The organism is Flagellimonas amoyensis (assembly GCF_003058265.1).
GTDB classification, from domain to species: domain Bacteria; phylum Bacteroidota; class Bacteroidia; order Flavobacteriales; family Flavobacteriaceae; genus Flagellimonas; species Flagellimonas amoyensis.
The window spans coordinates 100,771-120,457 of sequence record NZ_QBUK01000003.1; the positions used below are offsets into that span (position 1 = coordinate 100,771).

A 19,687-nucleotide genomic window follows, 5' to 3' on the forward strand; every position below is an offset into this window, starting at 1 on the left:
GGTCAGATTGCAGTGGCCGTAGGAAATTTCGGATGGTCTGTGCCAGCCTAGTGGCTGCGGCTTGTTTCCTTGCTGTTTCTTCAAGACAGCAAAGATAACATTAATGAATGATTTAACATCTGGTACCGATGGTTTGACAACATAAATTATTGTTAAGGCAACTGCCATACTACTTTTATAATATCCAAACCTACAGTCTTTTATGGTCAAATCCATCATAAGAACCTTTATTGTCCTCTTTTTTTGCCCATTGGTGCATTCCCAGGTTTCCCAAGAATGTGTCAGTGCAATCCCTATTTGTAACAATACGCCAATCAATGGTGGTACGAATGGCTATGGCTCTGATGATTTCAACGGTGCGGCTACCAGTGGGTGTTTGGAACGTACCACAACAGGGTCCATAGAATCCAATTCGGCATGGTACCGATTCCGGACGGCCGCTTCAGGACAATTGGGCTTCAATATAGGACATGACAATGGCGAAGATTGGGATTTTGCACTCTATCGGTCATCGGATTGCTCCAATTTGGGAGAGCCGGTGCGTTGCAATTTTTTTGATAACAGCGAGGCTGCCAGTTTCATAGGGGTGGGGGAAGATCCAACGGGTATTTCGGATTCTGTGCATTATGAGGAATGGCTCCAAGTGGAGGCCGGCGAAGACTATTATCTTTTCATCAATAATTTCAGCAATGTAAACTCTGGTTTTTCCATACAGTTCACGGGGACCATATGGGACAGCCATCCCAACGACGCTCTGGACTGTTCCATTATCAATAATCTTTTGGGACCGCCCATAGCGGCCTGTGAGAACGATACTGTGGTGTTGGATGCCACAACTACTGGTGCCATGGGTTATGAATGGTATGTCGATATTGGAAGTGGGTACCAACTTATTTCGGGTGCGGCAATGTCCACCTATCAAGTGCTGGATTCCGGGCAGTACCGCGTTGTGGTCACCACGTCCAGTGGCAGTATTGTGAGCGATGTTCAGGTAGGTTTCAATGAAGTTCCGGTGACGCAGCCTTTGGCCGATGAGATTTTTTGTTGGTCCATGGGAATGGTGTACGATCTTTCGAATAAGGATACCGAGGCTCTTGGTTCGGCGGCTTCCAACGATTTTATGGTCAGTTACCATAGTTCGCAACTCGATGCCGATGCTGGGACCAATCCATTGCAAAAACCATATGAAAAAGGTCTGGGACAGGAAACCATCTATGTCCGCACCACTTCCTTGGCCAATCCGAACTGCTATGATGCTTCAGAAAGTTTTGTATTGGAGGCTGTGGAGACCCCAGAGCTCACTTTTCCAGAGGAAATGGTCATCTGTGAGGCTGTTGGGAGCGTGGAAATCGGAGAGACTACGGCCAATCCAAATTATACCTATCTATGGAGTACGGGGCAACAGACGCCCAGCATTATGATCTCCCAAGCTGGGGAATACACGTTGACAGTCACCAATGTTTCCAACGGTACTTCCTGCGAAGCAAGCCGGAGTGTGGTGGTTTCCATATCCACAATGCCTGTCATCTCCAGTGTGGAAAAAGAGGATATGAGCACCAACAATACGGTGACCATCCATACAGAAAACCAAGGGGAATATGAATTCAGCATGGACAACGGTGAATTTCAGTCCAGCAATGTCTTCCAAGGAGTCGCTCCAGGTGTTCATATAGTGACCATGCGAGACCCCTATGGTTGTGGAGAGGTGCAGGAAGAAATTGTGGTGGTCGGCTTTTTGTCCATATTTTCGCCCAACGGCGATGTGCTCAATGAAACCTGGCAGATAGAAGGACTTTCCACGTTGAATTCGCCCATTGTCACCATTTATGACCGATACGGAAAGCTCATCAAGCAGATGAACGAGTTTGACCCAGGATGGGATGGTAGTTTCAATGGAAAACCCATGCCTTCCACGGATTATTGGTTCAAACTGTCCTACGTGGATAATGCAGGGAACCGTACCTATGCCAAGTATCTCCAGAGCCATTTTTCCTTACGAAGATAACCGCTTGGTCAATTTCATCGATTAACGGCAGATTTTTTCGACGATCATATACTAAAAACGCGTTTTGTGGAGTTATAGTGGTGGAAATAGAATAACCAAATAGCCCCACAATTCTATGAGAGCCCTATTTAGCGCTGCATGCTGTGTATTCCTTTTCTCTTTGGCAGCCAGTGCGCAGAATTCACCTGATTGCAGAACGGCCATACCTGTCTGTGCGGATGCCCCGATCATGGGCACCACGGATGGTAGTGGGGATATTGATGATTTTGACCCTGAGGTCATTACGCAAACAGGATGTCTGGAAAAGGGCAGTGTCAGCTCGGCCAATATTGAAAACAATACAGGTTGGTATGTGTTCAGGGCCGGTACCGATGGGCAAATAGGGTTTGATATTGAGGCCCTTCCGGTGAACCCAGGAAGCCCGATCACGGCAGAATGGGATTTTGCCCTCTATGGTCCGTTTGATGAAACTTCAGGAGAGAATTACTGTACCATTGTGGGAAATGGTTCCGCCCAACCCATACGCTGCAATTACGAATACAACGATACCGGCTTTACCGGGATAGGGGTGAACCCTGTGGATGGAAGGGTAGGTGCGCCTTTTGTGAAACAGAGCCAGAACACCTATGATGAATGGCTGAATGTGACCGCTGGGGAAATCTATTACCTCTACATCAACAACTACAACACCAACTTTGACGAAGACCCGGAATCATTCATTTTGACCTTTACGGGCAGTTCCGTGGATGCAGATCAGGATTCCGCTTTGGACTGTACCCTTCGGGATGAGTTTTTAGGATTGGACATCGTGGCCTGCGAGGGCGACCCGGATATTGTACTGAGTGCACTGAATTCTCCCGCTGGAGCAGACATAGCTTCAGTGGAGTGGACAGTAGATTATGATGACGATGGCACCATAGATGATACGTTGGTAGGGACTGGTGCTTACGGTGCTGAATTGATTGTCACTAGCCCCAATTCTGGAAGATATTTTGCAGAAATTACTACAGCTTCGGGGACTCCACCTACTGTGGTAGACCAAGGAGGGATCCTGATCACCTTTTATGGTGCCCCAGAGTTGGATGAAGTGGTGATCATTGACGACCTGGTCCATAGCGACCAGACCGACCCCTACAATGTGGAAATTGTGCCCTTGGGTGATGGTAATTATGAGTATTCCTTGAATGGGGGTGAATATCAGGACGATCCTGTTTTTTATGATGTCCCTCCTGGGGTGAACGAAGTGGTCATCAATGATAAAAATGGCTGTGGCACTTCAGATCCCTATCAGTTTCTGGTGGTGGGCTACCCCAAGTTTTTCACGCCCAATGGCGATAGTGTGCATGACAACTGGAACGTGTATGGTATTGAGCAACTGAACAACCCTGTGGTCTATATCTTTGACCGATACGGCAAACTTTTGAAACAAATGGACCTCAATACGGGGTGGGACGGTACCTTCAATGGGAGGGAGTTGCCTTCTTCGGATTATTGGTTCCGATTGGATTATGACCGTGACGATGAAGGGGTGTTGGTGGCACGTTCTGTACGTAGGCACTTTTCCTTGGTGCGATAAAAAAAGGCCGGATTGTGTCCGACCTTTTATCCGTTTCTTCAATCTATTTCTTTAGAATTTCATGGTATAGCCCAATGAAATATTGGTGTTGATCCTGTTGACCAGGGCTGCATTGTCGATACCGCTGTCAAAAAGATAGGTGTTCACATCCTGTTCGGAACGGCTATAGGCCAGATCCAACCTGCTTCCTCCAAAATCGTACCCAATACCGGCCGAGAATCCGTTGAGGTCGCCCACAAAGTCAGTGTTCTCATAGGGGCTCTCCTCAAATCGGTAACCGGCCCTTAAGCTCACGCGTTCAATTCGGTATTCACCACCCAGTTTGAAGGAATTCACGGCTCCCAATTCGGTGGAAATAAAATCGTTCTCTGCGGCAAAGTTGGGGTCCGAGGTGGGTCCGAGCTCTGCTTTGGACATATCCTGATAGCCATAATCAAAACTGATGAGTCCATCTTGCCCAAACACTATGGCCACACTACCTGTATATTTTTCAGGGGTCCTGATTTTGTATTCATCGTACAGGTTTACGATGCCAAAATTGATGAAATTGATGTCCGACACGGCCAATGTGGAATTGATGCGTTGGGATGTATCATCAGTAAGTCTGTACCACGTTGGGGATTGATAGCTACCGCCCACGCGTACACTTTCGTTCAACTTGGCAATGGCACCCAAGCTAAATGAAAAACCATAGCCTTCGGTGTGGAGGAAGTTGTCAAAAGAGGTGGACTGGACAGGGGAGGCTTGGTTATATCCAGTTTCATCAAAATAGGTGACCCTGTCATAAAGCACGTTGTGGAAGTTCACCGTGGCCCCCAGATAGAGGTTTTCTTCGTATTGTGTGGCAAAGTTCAATGTGAACTTGCTGTTGTAGCCCGAAGTGGTCCTTAAATAGCTTTGGTTCAAGCTGCTGTATTCTGCATTGGGAAAGTAACCGGTATTTGCATCATCATCCACATTGGGTTCGATGAGTCCTGCTTGAAACCCGAGGAAAGCCTGTTGTGCGGCATAGCCAAGGTTCGCACCGATATCGAGATAGGCATCCTCGATGTATTCGCCCTGCTGAACCCGTAACGGACCCAAAGGTTGTCCTTGGGCAAAGTTCAGAAAATAGTTGTCGATGCCCGATGTGGAGCTTCCGGCAGCAAAAAATTCATTGTCAAAATTTTGCACCATGTCATAATTGAAGGCCAACGCCACTTTTTTCCATGGACTGTCCGTGGATTTGAACACAAAAACACCACCGACTTGGTTCAGGTCCAAAGAATTGTCCTTGGTGTTCCTGAGGCTGTTTCCGTAATATACATCATTGTTGGTGTGATAGTTGGACCCTGTGATCCCTACTTCGCTATAATTGAAGACTGCCGATCCCGAAGGGTTCACGTTAAGGGAGGACAAATCCCCGCCCAAGGCACCAAAGGCCCCGCCCATGGCTTGGAACCGCGCGGTTCCCTGTATGTTTTCGGTGCTATAACGAACTACATCGTCTATGGTCTGCGCGCTTGCAAAAGTGCATGCCAATACCATGATGAAAGTTGAGATTCTTTTCATTTCCCTTGATTTAGTTTAAATGATACTGTTTTGGAATTTATGATCTTCCACCTCTGCCACCGGAACGGGACGATCCTGAGGACCTGCTAGCGCCACCAGAACTTCTTGATGAAGAGCTGCCCCCAGAACTTCTATAGCTTCCCGAACTCCTTGAACTGCTACTACTGCTGCTCCTGTAACTGCCCGAACTTCTGGAAGTTCCTGAAGACGACCTGTTGTAGTTGCTGCTTGGCGTCGACTGATAGCTTCTGCTGCTGCCAGAACTTCTGTTGTAGCTTGGAGAAGAACTCCTGGTGGCCGAATTGCTTCGACTGTAGGTGCTGTTGCTCCTGGTGGATGGAGAAGTCCCATACGAGCGGTAGGTTCTGGAAGTTCCGCTGTAGGTTGGATTGGAACGTGTGCTCCTGCTGGTCCTGTAATCCCTGTTTCGATTGACTGCATCTGCACTCACAGTTCTTCTGGCCGTGGTACCATTGCTGTTATAACTCCTTGAGGTCCTATCCGCATTGGAGCGACCGCTATACGTTCTGGTTCCGCTGGTCCTTGAGGCAAGGTTGGACCTACCTCGAAGGGTGGTGCCGGGGATATAACTATTGCTATAACCTCTTCTACCGGACATGTAGGCATAGTCCCTACTATAGTTGTTGTAGTAATAAGGTCTGTTCCAATGGCCATAATAGCCTCCCCAACCATAATAGCCGGCATATCCCCAGCCATTGTACGGGTAGCCCCAGCCATAATAACCGGCCCAGCCCCAATTGTTATACCTCCAGGGTCTGTTCCATCCCCATCCCCAACCGTAGTAAGGGGAGTTCCAGCCATAGCCCCAGAAAGGATCGTTCCATCCCCAACCCCATCCGCTGTACATGCCTCCCCAGCCCCAGCTGTTGTCATATACGTTTATGGTAACGTTGGATGCATTGTCTCCCCAACCTGGATTTCCGTTATAGGTATTGTTATAGGCAAAGTAATCGGTTTGCTCTCCATAAGGAATGCTGTCATTTGCCATTTGACTGGAGTAGCCATCGATATCGGTAAAAATCTCGCTGTCCAAGATTTCTTCGTACTCGCTCGCTTTTTGTCCAAAATAATCTCCGTAAATATTGCTTTCCTGCTGTTCCATCCGAACGGCATCTGCGTTTTTCTTTTCCACACGGACCACACGGTCACCGCTGGAATAAATGCCATCATCGTAATAAGATGCTTGTTGGTAAGAGCCACAGGAGGCCACCAAGAGGGCGCCCACTATGGGTATGGCGAAAATATGGATTTTGTTGTGGGGTAAAGACTTTAACATGGCGCAATTTTTATTGTTGAACATACTAAAAATAATTAGTTTTACCGAATTATTTTATTAATAAAATCACAAGTTTTGTGCCAAACTATAATAGATGAGTAAAAATTTGACAAGCCGGGCCGAGGATTATTCCAAATGGTATAATGAACTTGTTGTAAAGTCGGATTTGGCTGAGAATTCAGGAGTTAGGGGCTGCATGGTGATAAAACCCTATGGCTATGCGGTATGGGAGAAGATGCAGGCGCAATTGGACAAGATGTTCAAGGAAACAGGCCATGAGAATGCCTATTTTCCCTTGTTCATCCCTAAATCTTATTTAAGCAAAGAAGCCAGTCATGTGGAAGGTTTTGCCAAGGAATGTGCCGTTGTGACACATTACAGGTTAAAAAATGCAGAGGATGGCAGCGGTATTGTTGTGGATGAGGATGCCAAATTGGAAGAAGAACTCATCGTCCGTCCAACTTCGGAAACCATCATCTGGGATACCTATAGGAAATGGATACAGTCCTACAGGGATCTCCCTATTTTGGTGAACCAGTGGGCCAATGTGGTCCGTTGGGAAATGCGTACGCGTTTGTTTTTGCGAACTGCTGAATTTTTATGGCAAGAAGGGCATACGGCCCACGCCACGAAAGAAGAAGCCTTGGAAGAAGCGGAACAGATGATGAACGTGTACGCCGAGTTTGCCGAAAGCTATATGGGAGTGCCGGTGATCAAAGGGACCAAGACCGAGAGCGAGCGTTTTGCCGGGGCCGAGGAAACCTATTGCATTGAGGCATTGATGCAGGACGGGAAGGCACTTCAGGCGGGAACCTCGCACTTTTTGGGACAGAACTTTGCCAAGGCATTTGATGTGAAATTTGCCACTAAAGAAGGAAGCCAAGACTATGTTTGGGCCACTTCTTGGGGCGTTTCCACCCGATTGATGGGAGCTTTGGTGATGACGCACAGTGATGACAACGGGTTGGTGCTGCCTCCAAAATTGGCGCCCATCCAAGTGGTGATCGTGCCTATTTATAAAGGATTGGACCAGTTGGATGCCATTTCGGAAAAAGTGGAACCCTTGGTCAAGGAACTGCGTTCCAAAGGAATTTCCGTGAAGTATGATAAGAGGGATACCCACAAGCCGGGCTTTAAGTTCAATGAATATGAACTCAAGGGTGTTCCCGTGCGTTTGGCTGTTGGGCAGCGCGATTTGGAGAACGGTACCTATGAAGTGGCCCGAAGGGATACGCTGACCAAAGAATCCGTGAAGGCCGAAGGAATTGTGGAAAAGGTAACCTCGCTGTTGGAGGACATCCAAGAAAATATCTACAACAAGGCGTTGGATTTCAGAAAGGAGCACATCACCGAAGTGGATGCGTATGATGATTTCAAAAAAGTGATCGAGGAAAAAGGAGGTTTCGTATCGGCCCACTGGGACGGTACCGCAGAGACAGAGGACAAGATAAAGGAGGAGACCAAGGCCACCATACGCTGTATTCCTTTGGGTGTCCAAAAGGAAGAAGGGAAGTGCATGGTGACTAGGAAACCTTCCGTGCAACGGGTGTTGTTTGCAAAGGCTTATTAAACAGGCTGCAAAAAATAAAATTTACTGTTGCAAGACTTAAAAATAGTTGTATTTTTGCATCCGCAATTGTGCAACCATAATGGCCCGTTCGTCTAGGGGTTAGGACGCCAGGTTTTCATCCTGGTAACAGGGGTTCGATTCCCCTACGGGCTACGAAGTTCAATGAAATAGTGAAAATCAAGGGTTTTTTAAGCCTTTGGTTTCATTTAAACGGCCCGTTCGTCTAGGGGTTAGGACGCCAGGTTTTCATCCTGGTAACAGGGGTTCGATTCCCCTACGGGCTACAAAAAGAAATTTAGAAAGTAGAATAATAAGATAATGGCAAACCATAAGTCAGCATTAAAGAGGATCAGAAGAAACGAAGCAGTACGCTTGCGTAACAGGTACCAGCACAAAACTGTGCGTAACGCAATCAAGAAATTGCGCAATGAAGAGGACAAGAAAGCTGCAGAGGCTTTGTTGCCCACTGTGGTTGGTATGATCGATAAGTTGGCCAAGCGCAACATTATCCATAACAACAAGGCTTCCAACCTGAAAAGCAAATTGATGAGCAAGGTTGCTGGTATGTAATCTCGATTCAGATCAACATATAGTAAAAAGCGTTCCAAACAGGAGCGCTTTTTTTTGGTCCTTATCGGAACGCTTTGCGGCGTGAGATGATGAAGCCCAGCATGAAGGTCCCATACATGAACAGGATCAGTACTTTCAATACTTGGCGCAGTTGGTAGTCTATCCATATGGTTGGCGCTTCATAGGCCACCAAAAACAAGAAGGGGGAAATGGAGTGGAATGTGACCAGTCCCAAGCTGATCCAGAACATGAGATTATACTTCAAGGAATGCAGATGGGGCCCCTCATCCATTTTCTCTTTAAAATACAAGGCTATGCTGGCCAAAAGTGCCATGGATGCAATCAAATCTGCATAGTACAGGTTCATGTGCAGTGGGTCTTGAAAGAAAAGACTGATCGCATAGGCCAATATGCTTATCCCGGCACCATATCGTACCCAGTTTTTATGTTTTTCCATCTTCAGTACCCTCCAATAGATGTAATAAAAAAACAAGAATACAATGACCGAATAGATGTTGTAGATGATCACATTGTGCCATTTATATCGCTCATCGGAGAAAAACTGGAAGGCATCATGGTACCTGATAAAATAACCCAACAATTCGGTCAAGAAAGTGTACATCAAATAAATGGGGAAATATTTTAGGGGCGTGTCAAAATAGGATCTGTATCGGAAAACCGCCACTAACCAAACAAGGAAGTAAAGAGGAATATAATATTGGTTTGTGATGAATTTATAAAGCTCCTCTGCCATTTGTTGTTCTGTACCCTTTTTTATTGAGGGATAAATTTAAAAAATAAAAAACGCCCCCAGTGATCGAGGGCGTGCATGTTCTTGCTTCGTTGTGTCTTATCTGAATGCTTTCCGCTTTCCAATCAACAGGCCAATGATGAAACAACTATATTGTAGTACTATGGATCCCAATAAAATTGGCCTGAGGTAGACATTGACCGTAATCCCCAAATTGAGCTTGTACATGGTCAAAATGATGGGGAACAGGGTGTAGAAAGCGAATAACCCCATACTTACCCAGAACAATAGGTTGTACCTCAGTGGTTGCTGGTTCTCTTCTGTGCGCTTCTCCTTAAAATAGAGCACAAGAACAGCAATCAGTAGGAGGGAAACAGCGATGTGGGCATAGGTCAATTGGTCGTGTAGCGGATTGCAAAAAAGAGTATTTATGAGATAGATGAGCACGCATGAAACACTTCCGTAGAAAATCCACTTTTTTACCAACGGTTTTTTGGTGGTCTTCCGATATACCTCAAAGAAGAAAAGGAAGAACACCAGTTGGTAGATGTTATAGATGATGACGTTGTGCCATGCAAAACGGTCATCCGAAAAAAATTGAAACTCGTTCGAATATTTGATGAAATAACCCAACAGCTCCGTAAAAAAAGTATAGATGATAACCATGGGAAGGTATTTCAATGGAGTGTCGAAATACCTTCTGTACCTATACACCGCAATTATCCATGTTAGCAGATAGAGGGGGATATAGAAATGGGCTATCAAATATTTGAAAAGCTCGTTGAGCATAGTGGTTTAATCAAAATCATCAGGATAGGGTGGAGGTCCTGAGCTGCCGTGGTTCAAGTTCAGGCTCTGGTCAATGGATGCTGATGAAAGGCTGGGGACAAAACCGGCCTCAGACCTTTCCACTTGGTTGGATCTGTAGCCGATACCGGTCTCTCCAACAGCATTTTTGATCAATTTGGCCTTTCCATCGGCACCAATATAGAAGCCATAATCCATGCTGTCCACTCTCATGGTGGGCACAATGAAGATGGAGTTTTGTCTCGGATGGACCACCTTGTCCCCATCAGGAAAACGATCTTTGTCCGGATAGTTTGCAAAATAGATCCGAAGTGTGGAGATGTCCACTTTGGCCTCTTTGGCCTCCTGTTGAATAAAGGCGATGTACTGTTTGATAGTGGCATAATCAAAATCACTGAAACGGGCAGGAACAAATTTTTCGTCCGGTTTTCGTTCCATTTCAAACTGTTGGATCATGTCCACCCGATTTTTGGTGTAATTGTCATACAGGGATTTGGATTCTTCCAGCGTAATGATCCCACTTGGTGCGGAGACCACCTCTTCTTGGGGTTCTTCTGGGTTTTTCGGATCGGTCGTGTCGTCTTTCTTTGGTCCTTGTTGGCAAGAGCTGGCCAAGAGCAGGATGGAACCCAAAAAAGCAATAGCGGTTTTTCTGTTGTTTTTCATTGAATAAGTGTTTAAAGTTCAGTTTTGAGGAAACCAATTTAAAGATATGCCTTTTCTTCAAATTGAGTCAATAAAAAACCCTCCAAGAAATTTTGAAGGGTTTTTATTTTATTGAAATTGAATCATTTACAGAATTCTATTCGTTCATTGTGAGTAAAAATTCCTCATTGTTCCGGGTCTGCTTGATGCGTTGCTCCATAAACTCCATGGCCTCCACAGGGTTCATGTCCGCCAGATACTTGCGCATGATCCACATACGTTGGATGGTGTTTTCGTCCAACAGCAGGTCGTCCCTACGTGTAGAGGAAGAAATAAGGTCGATGGCAGGGAAAATCCTTCGGTTGGAGATCCTACGATCCAATTGAAGTTCCATGTTACCGGTACCCTTGAATTCCTCAAAGATCACCTCGTCCATCTTAGAACCTGTTTCGGTAAGGGCCGTTGCAATGATGGAAAGTGACCCACCATTTTCAATGTTCCTTGCAGCTCCGAAGAAGCGTTTGGGTTTGTGAAGGGCATTGGCGTCCACACCACCACTCAATACTTTACCGGAAGCGGGTTGTACGGTGTTGTAGGCACGCGCCAAACGGGTGATGGAATCCAAAAGGATCACCACGTCATGGCCACATTCCACCAATCTTTTGGCCTTGTCCAAGACAATGTTGGCCACCTTTACGTGTTCGGAAGCTTCCTTATCGAAAGTGGAAGCAACCACTTCCCCGCGAACGTTGCGCTGCATATCGGTAACCTCTTCAGGTCTTTCATCGATCAAAAGGATTATCTGATAAACTTCCGGGTGGTTGGCCGCGATGGCATTGGCGATGTCCTTCAGCAACATGGTCTTACCTGTTTTGGGCTGGGACACGATCATTCCCCTTTGTCCTTTTCCAATAGGCGAGAACAGGTCCATGATCCTAGTGGAAATGGTGCTCTGTTTTTCTGCCAATTTAAATTTTTCCTTGGGGAACAATGGGGTCAAGTGTTCAAAGGAAACCCTGTCCCTTACCACTTGAGGGTCAAGTCCGTTGATTTTGTTCACCTTGATCAGAGGGAAATATTTTTCACCCTCTTTTGGGGGTCGGATGTTCCCCAAAACAGTATCTCCGGATTTTAGTCCGAACAATCGGATCTGCGATTGGGATACATAAATATCGTCAGGGGAGGAGAGATAGTTGTAGTCGGAAGACCTCAAAAATCCATATCCGTCCTGCATAATGTCCAACACGCCCTCACTTTCAATAATGCTATCGAATTCAAATTCAGGCTCTTTGTACCTGTTCTTGAGATCCTTGTCAAAATTGTTGTTCTTTTTGTCGTGTTTTTCGTGGTGGGTGTTCTTCTGGTGAGGCTGCTGGTGTTGGTTTGTTCTTTTGGCATTGCCCTGGGTTTTCGGGGCATTGTTGTGCTTGTTCTCCTTTCTTTGCGGTTGTCCCTTGGAGTCTTCTTTTACCTCCTTGGCTTCGGTTTCGGGAGCTTTTTCAGCGGTTTCTACCTTGACTTCTTTAGGCTCGGCCATTTTGGGCCTGGGGGTCCTTTCACGTTTGGGTTTGGGTGCGGGCCTTTCTTGGGGGGCGGCAGCGTTCTCTGCCACTGCTTTAGGGTTGGATGCCTGGACATCAAGTATCTGATATACAAGATCCAGCTTTTTTAGGGTTTTGAATTTAGGAACATTAAGATCCTTTGCAATTTCTTGCAGTTCAGGAAGCTTTTTAGCTTTTAGATCTGAAATCTCGAACATTAAGTAAAGAATAAGTTAAACGTGTCTAATCTGAATAAATTGAAGTAAAAGTTATTTGGGTGCTACTGGAGGAAAGATTTCCTAGGTAAGTACTTCGCTAATAACGACACAATAATACAAATAATTTTTCAAGAATAAGCCTTCATTTATCAAAAAGACAGTTATTTTTGCGTTTTGAAATCAATTTGTGCAATGATTCAACGGATTCAGACGTTTTTTATGGTGATAGTGGCCCTGATGGCAGGCATTCTCCCCTTCTTTCTGAACCTTTGGGTCGAAGTGGACGGTGTAGAGGTGTACGCCCAGAATGAAGTTTTGGTGAGTGCGGCCTTCTATGCTTCAGCCGTTTTGGCCGTCATTGCCATTTTGTTGTACAAGAAAAGACAAAATCAATTTGTGGTGAACAGATTGAACATCATATTGAATCTTTTTTTACTAGGATTTTTCGTTTATCGATCGCTAAGCTTATCCGGAGAAGCTGTGGTTTCTGAGAAGGGTATTGGGATGCTGATTCCTGTATTTTCTATCGTTTTTCTGGTCCTGGCCAACAGGGCTATCAAAAAGGATGAAGATCTTGTAAAATCTGTTGATCGCTTACGTTGAACCTAACATCTTAGTAGTATTAGTGCGAGAAAACCCTGGCTTCGGCCGGGGTTTTTATGTTTTTGGCTAGCGTTTTCCCAGTTCTATCACTTCCAAGTCCGAAATCTTGTCCCCATCGATCACGAACCGAAGCATGGTCCGTACTTGATGGAACCCATGTTTTCCACAGGCGCCCGGGTTCATGTGGAGCAGCCCCAGTTTCTTGTCATACATCACCTTCAGGATATGGGAATGCCCACAAACAAAAAGCTTTGGCGGATGCTGTCTGATCTCGTCCCTTACCCGAACATTGTAACTGCCGGGATAACCGCCAATGTGCGTGATCCAAACATCGACCCCTTCACACATGAACCTGTTGTTCTCCGGATATTCCTTTTGGATGATGTGGTCATCGATGTTTCCATGTACACCCCGTAGTGGCTTTACGGCCATCAGGGCATCCATCACCCCAAGGTTGCCAATGTCGCCGGCATGCCAGATTTCATCGGCCTGGGCAGCATATTTTAAGATGGACTTGTCCATGTGGCCATGGGTGTCGGAAAGCAATAAAATCTTGGTCATAACGCTAAAAATATGCTAAAAAAAGAAGGCGGGATTTGTGTTGGAAAGGTTTGGACTATCTTTAACGACTTAAAAGTAAGGGATTCCATTGAGATATTTTATCCAATTTTCCTATTTCGGGAAAGCATACCACGGATGGCAGAACCAACCCAATGCCATAACCGTGCAAGAGGTATTGGAAAAAGCCCTGTCCACCCTTCTGCGCCAAAAAGTGGAGGTCGTGGGAGCAGGAAGGACCGATACCGGAGTGCACGCCAAGGAAATGTTCGCCCATTTCGATTTTGATCCTATTGAAGATACGTCACAATTGGTGTACCGTTTGAATGCCTTCCTTCCAGAGGACATCGCGGTCCAGGATATCCACCGGATGGTCCCCGGGGCCCATGCCCGGTTCGATGCCGTTGAGCGCTCTTATGAGTATTGGTTGGTGCGGGAAAAGAACCCTTTCTATGTTGACCATGCCCACGCGGTAACATATCCTTTGGATATGGACGCCATGAACCAAGCTGCCCTAAAGTTGCTGGAACATACGGATTTTGAATGTTTTTCCAAATCCAACACTGATGTGAAAACGTTCCATTGCGATGTCCGCCATGCAGTTTGGGAGGTACGGGAGGACAGGTGGGTCTTTACCATCACGGCCGACCGATTTTTGAGAAATATGGTACGGGCCATAGTAGGTACCCTATTGGATGTGGGTCTAGGAAAAATGGCCCCAGAGGACATCGATGCCATATTGGCAAGCAAGGATAGGGGGGAGGCAGGTGTCTCCGTCCCTGCAAAAGGTTTATATTTGACCAAGGTTTTATATCCAAAAGAACTATTTGATGAGCAAAAAGGATGATGTAGGAAAAGCGTTTGATTTTCGACTGTTCAAGCGCATTTTTTCACGGACTAGGCCCTACAGGGGCATCTTTTGGTTGGTGGCCATTGTGGCCATTCTTTCCGCTGCATTTGCCATTGTAACACCGTTGCTGGTTAAAAATATCATCAACCAATCCCTGGAAAACAAGGATGCGGGCCAATTACTCTACAATGTGGTGTTGATGTTGGTCTTTTTGCTCGGACAGGTCACCACCCAGTTGTTGTTCAACTATTATGCGAATTTGTTGGGCGAATCGGTGATCCGGGACATCCGTATCAATCTTTTTGAAAAGATGACCAGTTTTAAGATGACCTTTTTTGACAATTCGTCCATTGGCGTTTTGGTCACCAGGGCCGTTGCAGATATGCAACGTATCGGTGAGATTTTCAGCCAAGGATTTTTTATGATCGTGGCCGATGCCTTGAAAATGTTGTCCGCGGCCATCATCATGGTGGTCATCAATTGGAAATTGGCCTTGATCGTATTTGCGATTATGCCGATTATCCTTATCGCCACACGACTGTTCCAACAGGCCATGAAGGTGGCTTTCGTGGAAGTGCGGGCGCAGGTGGCCAACCTCAATTCCTTTGTGCAGGAACGCATCGCGGGAATGAAGATTGTCCAACTGTTCAATCGGGAAGAAATCGAAAAGGAAAAATTCAGGGTCATCAACGAAAAACACCAAAATGCTTGGTTGAAGACAGTTTGGTACAACTCCATATTTTTTCCCATCGCGGAAATTGCAAACTCCATCGGCATTGGTTTGGTGGTCTATTTTGGACTGATCCAGAACATTCAGAATGTTGGGTTGGACAATAAAGGAGCCATCATTGCCTTCTTTTTCTTGATGGACCTTCTTTTCCGGCCATTGCGTCAGATTGCGGACAAGTTCAATACCCTTCAGATGGGTATGGTGGCCGCGAACAGGGTGTTCAATGTTTTGGATACCAATAGCCACATTGCGGACGAGGGCACTCAGGAAAGGGAACAGGTCTTGGGGGACATTGAGTTCAAGGATGTCCGCTTCAGCTATGTCAAGGACGAAGAGGTGCTCCACGGAATCTCATTCCAGGTGAAGGCCGGCGAGACGGTTGCCATTGTTGGTGCCACGGGAGCGGGAAAATCCACCATCATCAACTTGCTCAACCGTTTTTATGAGATCGATTCGGGACAGATATTGGTGGACGGAGTCAATGTAAGGGATTATACACTGCGGTCCCTGAGGTCGCACATAGCCATTGTGTTGCAGGACGTTTTCCTTTTTGCGGACACTATTGCCAATAACATTTCACTTCGTGACGGGAACGTTACCACTGCCGATATTGAGGCCGCTGCCAAGCAAATTGGGGTGCACGAGTTTATATCGAGCCTTCCCGGCGGATACCAGTACAATGTGAAAGAGCGGGGTACCATGCTTTCCAGTGGACAGCGACAATTAATCGCTTTCCTGAGGGCCTATGTGAGCAATCCCAGTATCTTGATCTTGGATGAGGCCACATCTTCGGTGGACACTTATTCGGAACTATTGATCCAACAAGCTACCGATAAGATTACCGAAGGCAGGACCTCCATAATCATTGCGCACCGTTTGGCGACCATCAAAAAGGCGGACAAGATCATCGTGATGGACGAAGGAAAGATCGTTGAAGTGGGAACGCACCAAGAGCTCCTTAAGAATGGAGGGTATTACAACGACCTATATACCGCCCAGTTTTTGGCCGAAGAGGTGGCTTAGCTTTTTATGGGTTGGAAATCTTTCAAAGTCAACTCCCCAGTGAGCAACATGATTATTGGAAACAAGGCGGACAACATAAAATAAAGTATCCCTGTCAAAAAAAAGAACAATAGGATTCGGGCCACTAATGCCATGCCTTTTGATGAGGAAATCCGCATGACTACATATCCGGCATAGGCCAACATGGACAATGAGCCAATCAAGGAAAATGAAAGATAAAATTGTGGCACAAAAGCCAAGACCAAGAGCGAAGGGATGAAGCTGAACAGGCTGAAATGGGCCAATGTGTACATAAAGATAGTGGTCCTCTCAGCGAAATTGTATTTTTTCTCATCAAAGCACAGCCAGCCAGCAACTGCCATCAAAGGAATGAAGAGGATAAAGATCAATGCTTGGAAATCCAAAATAAAACCCATCATTTTTTCTTGATAGACCGTCTGTGCCCCTATATCAAGAAAATCAAAATCCATGTTTCCCAAAGATCGGGCCATCAGATAAACAATGAACCCGGAAAGGGTAATCGCAATCCCCAAATAACTGATAGGGTTCAGGTATTTTCTGCGTTGGCCTTGGATGTAGCCCTCGATGACGTTTTCAGGCTTGGTGAAAAGGTGTACAAAGGTTTTGATGAAGGTGTTGTCCAAATTGAAATACCGATCCATGATGTCCACCCAAAGGTTTTTGATGGTGATCCTGTTGCGGATCACTTTTCCACCACAATTGGGACAGTAGAGGTAGTCGGTCCTCAGCGTGTCGTCACAGTTTTTACATTTCATGCTTAGTCTAGGTCCTTTTTGATGAGCTTGATGAGCTCTTCCGCTCCTTTGAAGGGAACAAATTCACCATTTTTGATATAGGAAATAGATCCCGTTTCCTCACTGACCACGAGACAGACGGCATCCGTCTTCTCCGTGATTCCCACAGCGGCCCGGTGTCTCAGTCCAAAGCGGAGCGGAATGTTACGGTCGTTGGAAACGGGAAGGATCACCCTTGTGGCCGTTATAAAATTGTCCTGCAGCACAATGGCCCCATCGTGCAAAGGACTGTTCTTGAAGAAAATACTCTCCAAAATGGGCTGGGTGACCATTATGTTCATGGCATCCCCGGATGATTTGACAAAGTCAAGGGAGTTGTTCCGTTCAATGACGATAAGAGCGCCCGTTTTGCTGCTGCCCATACGCTCACAGGCACCAATGATGGCTTCCACGTTGGTGTTGGTGGATATCGTTTCCTGCTTGAGGAATTTGAAATATCTGAGAAAATTCCGTTTGGTCGCAAAATTGGTGGAGCCCACCATCAACAAAAATTTACGAATCTCTTGTTGGAAAACGATGATGAGCGCGATCAATCCAATGTTCATGAAACCGCCCACCATACTACTGATCATTTTCATCTGGAGCAACTCGGTCAGTTTCCACAAGGCCCAAACAATCACAATACCGATAAAAATATTGATGGCCACGGTGCCCTTGACCAGCTTATAGATGTAATAGAGCAATGCGGCCACGAGGACAATGTCGATAATATCCGTGATCTTGAAATCGAGAAAATTTAGAAAATCCAACCGCAGTGTTTTTGTAAAATTAGCAAAAATAGAAGAACCACAAATCAGAGGGCGTTCGCTTTTAAGGCTTCCACAAGTTTAATACATTCCACCGCTTCTTTTACATCGTGTGCCCTGATAATATTGGCCCCTTTCAACAAGGCAATCGTATGCAGGGCCGTGGTGCCGTTCAGTGCCTCTTGGGGTGTGCTTTCCAAAACCTTGTAGATCATGGATTTTCGGCTAAGGCCGATCAGTATGGGCAGCCTAAAGGTCTGTAACTGATTCAGATGGTTCAAAAGGGAGTAGTTCTGTCCCGTGGTCTTGGCAAAACCAAAACCGGGATCTATGATGATGTCGTTGATTTTTAGCGATGTGGCCTGTTGCACTTTCTCGGAGAAATACCATCGTAGGTCTTTGATGAGATCGTCATAAGTGGCCTCCTTTTGCATGGACTGCGGCGTTCCCTTCATGTGCATCATGATATAGGGCACCTGGTGTTTGGCCACCGTAGAAAGCATTTCTGCATCTAGGTTCCCCGCAGCAATGTCGTTGATCATGGCAGCACCGTGATCGATACTTTCCGAGGCCACCTTGCTCCTGAACGTATCAATGGAGATCAACGTTTTGGGGAAATGTTCCAAGATGAGGTCAACAATCGGGATGATTCGTTTCAGTTCCTCGTCCTCTGGGACATGTTCGGCACCCGGTCTGGAACTATAGGCCCCTATATCGATAAAATCGGCACCCTCATGAAGCATTTCCTCCACTCGTTTCAGGATGGAAGGCCCATCTTTGTATTTCCCGCCATCAAAAAAGGAATCCGGGGTAAGGTTCAGGATGCCCATTGCCTTGGGCACGGTCAGGTCCATCAATTCACCTTTGCAGTTTATGGTCATAAAAAATACCTGCTTTGTTGGGTTTCATTATCTTTGGCAAGGAGGTTGTCCAAAAAATATTGGAAGTCGTCATTCTGAATTTATTTCAGAATCCCATCCTATTGATAAACAATATATTGTGGGAACCTGAATCAAGTTCAGGTTGACGAAAACCGACTTTTTGGGCATCCGCATTACAATTGGACGAAATTTACGCAAATTAGCAACAATACATGCAGCAGACATCCCAACAATACGATGCAGTGATACATACCTGTAGAGAATTGTTCCTGAAAAAGGCCCAAGATTATGGTACCGCTTGGCGGATTTTGCGGCTCCCATCCCTTACCGATCAGATCTTTATAAAGGCACAGCGCATCCGAAGCCTGCAGCAGAACGCCGTGAGGAAGGTGGATGAAGATGAACGGTCCGAATTTATCGGGATCATCAATTATTCCCTTATGGCACTTATCCAGATCAAAAAGGGAGTGGTGGAGCAACCCGATCTTTCAGCAACCGAGGCCATTGAACTGTATGATGGGGAGGTGGCCACCACCAAGAAACTGATGGAGGACAAAAACCACGACTATGGAGAGGCATGGCGGGACATGCGCGTAAGTTCACTGACAGATCTAATTTTACAGAAAGTGCTCCGGGTGAAGCAAATTGAGAACAACAAAGGCAACACTTTGGTGAGCGAGGGAGTGGATGCCAATTATCAGGATATGGTCAACTACGCTGTGTTTGCATTGATTCATCTTAGTGGGGACACAAATTCCAAATCACAAATTCCAAATCACAAAGCATGATACAGGTATTTGGATTTAAGAGAAAAGATACAAGAGCAAGGACAAAGTAAAATGGGTTTATTGCCAATCGAATACTTTTCCATGGCTGAGATGTATTGGTGAAAATTAGTGGAATTCCTGCCTGTGGCAGACAGGCGTGTCAGACCAACATAGAGCTTTGGA

18 protein-coding genes and 2 tRNA genes are annotated in these 19,687 nt (G+C 46.0%); 10 read left to right on the top strand and 10 right to left on the bottom strand.

Going from position 1 to position 19,687, the window contains the following annotated elements:
- Positions 1 to 202 precede the first annotated feature (202 nt).
- Together DB398_RS05090 and DB398_RS05095 are read left to right on the top strand one after the other, a co-directional pair.
- A complete protein-coding gene (locus DB398_RS05090; RefSeq protein WP_108423328.1) occupies positions 203 to 2,005 on the top strand; it encodes a T9SS type B sorting domain-containing protein in 1,803 nt (600 codons plus the stop codon).
- Positions 2,006 to 2,120: 115 nt separating this feature from the next.
- Positions 2,121 to 3,581 carry a T9SS type B sorting domain-containing protein gene (locus tag DB398_RS05095; RefSeq protein ID WP_108423329.1) on the top strand — a complete coding sequence of 487 codons (1,461 nt, stop codon included), beginning with the start codon at positions 2,121 to 2,123 and terminating at the stop codon, positions 3,579 to 3,581.
- Between the two features lie 51 nt (positions 3,582 to 3,632).
- Here the strand turns inward: DB398_RS05095 and DB398_RS05100 are convergent, their stop codons facing one another.
- Together DB398_RS05100 and DB398_RS05105 are read right to left on the bottom strand one after the other, a co-directional pair.
- A complete protein-coding gene (locus DB398_RS05100) occupies positions 3,633 to 5,132 on the bottom strand; it encodes an OmpP1/FadL family transporter (RefSeq protein WP_108423330.1) in 1,500 nt (499 codons plus the stop codon).
- Positions 5,133 to 5,169: 37 nt separating this feature from the next.
- Entirely contained in the window at positions 5,170 to 6,429 is a 1,260-nt protein-coding gene (locus tag DB398_RS05105; RefSeq protein ID WP_159076320.1) for a hypothetical protein, read from the bottom strand.
- 94 nt (positions 6,430 to 6,523) lie between these two features.
- Between DB398_RS05105 and proS the strand changes: the two genes are divergently transcribed.
- The 4 genes from proS to rpsT all read left to right on the top strand — a co-directional run bounded on the left by proS (position 6,524) and on the right by rpsT (position 8,569).
- A complete protein-coding gene (gene proS / locus DB398_RS05110; protein WP_108423332.1) occupies positions 6,524 to 7,999 on the top strand; it encodes a proline--tRNA ligase in 1,476 nt (491 codons plus the stop codon).
- An 81-nt stretch (positions 8,000 to 8,080) separates the two neighbouring features.
- A tRNA-Glu gene (locus DB398_RS05115) sits at positions 8,081 to 8,152 on the top strand.
- Between the two features lie 59 nt (positions 8,153 to 8,211).
- Positions 8,212 to 8,283 (top strand) — tRNA-Glu (locus DB398_RS05120).
- A gap of 34 nt (positions 8,284 to 8,317) precedes the next feature.
- Positions 8,318 to 8,569 carry a 30S ribosomal protein S20 gene (rpsT, locus tag DB398_RS05125; protein ID WP_108423333.1) on the top strand — a complete coding sequence of 84 codons (252 nt, stop codon included), beginning with the start codon at positions 8,318 to 8,320 and terminating at the stop codon, positions 8,567 to 8,569.
- A gap of 61 nt (positions 8,570 to 8,630) precedes the next feature.
- Here the strand turns inward: rpsT and DB398_RS05130 are convergent, their stop codons facing one another.
- From DB398_RS05130 to rho, 4 genes are all read right to left on the bottom strand, one after another.
- Positions 8,631 to 9,323: a hypothetical protein gene (locus DB398_RS05130; protein WP_108423334.1), complete on the bottom strand. Its 693-nt coding sequence runs from the start codon at positions 9,321 to 9,323 to the stop codon at positions 8,631 to 8,633.
- Positions 9,324 to 9,419: 96 nt separating this feature from the next.
- The gene (locus DB398_RS05135) at positions 9,420 to 10,109 is read right to left on the bottom strand and encodes a hypothetical protein (RefSeq protein ID WP_108423335.1); all 690 of its coding nucleotides are present in this window, start codon (positions 10,107 to 10,109) and stop codon (positions 9,420 to 9,422) included.
- Positions 10,110 to 10,115: 6 nt separating this feature from the next.
- Positions 10,116 to 10,793 carry a hypothetical protein gene (locus DB398_RS05140; protein ID WP_108423336.1) on the bottom strand — a complete coding sequence of 226 codons (678 nt, stop codon included), beginning with the start codon at positions 10,791 to 10,793 and terminating at the stop codon, positions 10,116 to 10,118.
- 136 nt (positions 10,794 to 10,929) lie between these two features.
- Positions 10,930 to 12,531 carry a transcription termination factor Rho gene (gene rho, locus DB398_RS05145; RefSeq protein WP_108423337.1) on the bottom strand — a complete coding sequence of 534 codons (1,602 nt, stop codon included), beginning with the start codon at positions 12,529 to 12,531 and terminating at the stop codon, positions 10,930 to 10,932.
- 192 nt (positions 12,532 to 12,723) lie between these two features.
- Here rho and DB398_RS05150 point away from each other — a divergent pair, with 192 nt between their 5' ends.
- Entirely contained in the window at positions 12,724 to 13,134 is a 411-nt protein-coding gene (locus DB398_RS05150) for a DUF4293 domain-containing protein (protein ID WP_108423338.1), read from the top strand.
- Positions 13,135 to 13,200: 66 nt separating this feature from the next.
- On the opposite strand, the gene DB398_RS05155 is transcribed toward DB398_RS05150, so the two are convergent.
- Positions 13,201 to 13,695 carry a metallophosphoesterase family protein gene (locus DB398_RS05155; protein ID WP_108423339.1) on the bottom strand — a complete coding sequence of 165 codons (495 nt, stop codon included), beginning with the start codon at positions 13,693 to 13,695 and terminating at the stop codon, positions 13,201 to 13,203.
- Positions 13,696 to 13,783: 88 nt separating this feature from the next.
- Between DB398_RS05155 and truA the strand changes: the two genes are divergently transcribed.
- On the top strand, positions 13,784 to 14,539 hold the full coding sequence (gene truA, locus DB398_RS05160) for a tRNA pseudouridine(38-40) synthase TruA (protein WP_108423340.1): 756 nt from the start codon (positions 13,784 to 13,786) through the stop codon (positions 14,537 to 14,539).
- Positions 14,523 to 16,295, top strand: coding sequence for an ABC transporter ATP-binding protein (locus DB398_RS05165; protein ID WP_108423341.1), 1,773 nt, complete (start codon positions 14,523 to 14,525; stop codon positions 16,293 to 16,295). The genes truA and DB398_RS05165 overlap by 17 nt, the downstream gene beginning before the upstream one ends.
- Here the strand turns inward: DB398_RS05165 and DB398_RS05170 are convergent.
- The 3 genes from DB398_RS05170 to folP are packed head-to-tail and all read right to left on the bottom strand — an operon-like array spanning position 16,292 to position 18,737.
- Entirely contained in the window at positions 16,292 to 17,071 is a 780-nt protein-coding gene (locus DB398_RS05170; RefSeq protein ID WP_108423342.1) for a DUF3667 domain-containing protein, read from the bottom strand. The genes DB398_RS05165 and DB398_RS05170 overlap by 4 nt on opposite strands.
- 2 nt (positions 17,072 to 17,073) lie before the next feature.
- Positions 17,074 to 17,859: a diadenylate cyclase CdaA gene (gene cdaA, locus DB398_RS05175; protein ID WP_108423343.1), complete on the bottom strand. Its 786-nt coding sequence runs from the start codon at positions 17,857 to 17,859 to the stop codon at positions 17,074 to 17,076.
- A 44-nt stretch (positions 17,860 to 17,903) separates the two neighbouring features.
- Positions 17,904 to 18,737 (bottom strand): dihydropteroate synthase, encoded by an 834-nt coding sequence (gene folP, locus DB398_RS05180; RefSeq protein WP_108423344.1) that lies wholly within the window; start codon positions 18,735 to 18,737, stop codon positions 17,904 to 17,906.
- Positions 18,738 to 18,949: 212 nt separating this feature from the next.
- Here folP and DB398_RS05185 point away from each other — a divergent pair, with 212 nt between their 5' ends.
- The gene (locus DB398_RS05185) at positions 18,950 to 19,525 is read left to right on the top strand and encodes a DUF1599 domain-containing protein (protein ID WP_108423345.1); all 576 of its coding nucleotides are present in this window, start codon (positions 18,950 to 18,952) and stop codon (positions 19,523 to 19,525) included.
- The last annotated feature ends 162 nt before the right edge of the window (positions 19,526 to 19,687 follow it).

Excerpts from the sequence above, each read along its gene's own strand:
- DB398_RS05150 (WP_108423338.1), top strand. The coding sequence starts at position 12,724 with ATGATTCAACGGATTCAGACGTTTTTTATGGTGATAGTGGCCCTGATG.
- DB398_RS05090 (WP_108423328.1), top strand. The coding sequence starts at position 203 with ATGGTCAAATCCATCATAAGAACCTTTATTGTCCTCTTTTTTTGCCCA.
- DB398_RS05155 (WP_108423339.1), bottom strand. The coding sequence starts at position 13,695 with ATGACCAAGATTTTATTGCTTTCCGACACCCATGGCCACATGGACAAG.
- DB398_RS05095 (WP_108423329.1), top strand. The coding sequence starts at position 2,121 with ATGAGAGCCCTATTTAGCGCTGCATGCTGTGTATTCCTTTTCTCTTTG.
- DB398_RS05100 (WP_108423330.1), bottom strand. The coding sequence starts at position 5,132 with ATGAAAAGAATCTCAACTTTCATCATGGTATTGGCATGCACTTTTGCA.
- rho (WP_108423337.1), bottom strand. The coding sequence starts at position 12,531 with ATGTTCGAGATTTCAGATCTAAAAGCTAAAAAGCTTCCTGAACTGCAA.
- DB398_RS05105 (WP_159076320.1), bottom strand. The coding sequence starts at position 6,429 with ATGTTAAAGTCTTTACCCCACAACAAAATCCATATTTTCGCCATACCC.
- rpsT (WP_108423333.1), top strand. The coding sequence starts at position 8,318 with ATGGCAAACCATAAGTCAGCATTAAAGAGGATCAGAAGAAACGAAGCA.
- DB398_RS05185 (WP_108423345.1), top strand. The coding sequence starts at position 18,950 with ATGCAGCAGACATCCCAACAATACGATGCAGTGATACATACCTGTAGA.
- DB398_RS05165 (WP_108423341.1), top strand. The coding sequence starts at position 14,523 with ATGAGCAAAAAGGATGATGTAGGAAAAGCGTTTGATTTTCGACTGTTC.
- DB398_RS05135 (WP_108423335.1), bottom strand. The coding sequence starts at position 10,109 with ATGCTCAACGAGCTTTTCAAATATTTGATAGCCCATTTCTATATCCCC.
- folP (WP_108423344.1), bottom strand. The coding sequence starts at position 18,737 with ATGACCATAAACTGCAAAGGTGAATTGATGGACCTGACCGTGCCCAAG.
- proS (WP_108423332.1), top strand. The coding sequence starts at position 6,524 with ATGAGTAAAAATTTGACAAGCCGGGCCGAGGATTATTCCAAATGGTAT.
- DB398_RS05140 (WP_108423336.1), bottom strand. The coding sequence starts at position 10,793 with ATGAAAAACAACAGAAAAACCGCTATTGCTTTTTTGGGTTCCATCCTG.
- DB398_RS05130 (WP_108423334.1), bottom strand. The coding sequence starts at position 9,323 with ATGGCAGAGGAGCTTTATAAATTCATCACAAACCAATATTATATTCCT.
- DB398_RS05170 (WP_108423342.1), bottom strand. The coding sequence starts at position 17,071 with ATGAAATGTAAAAACTGTGACGACACGCTGAGGACCGACTACCTCTAC.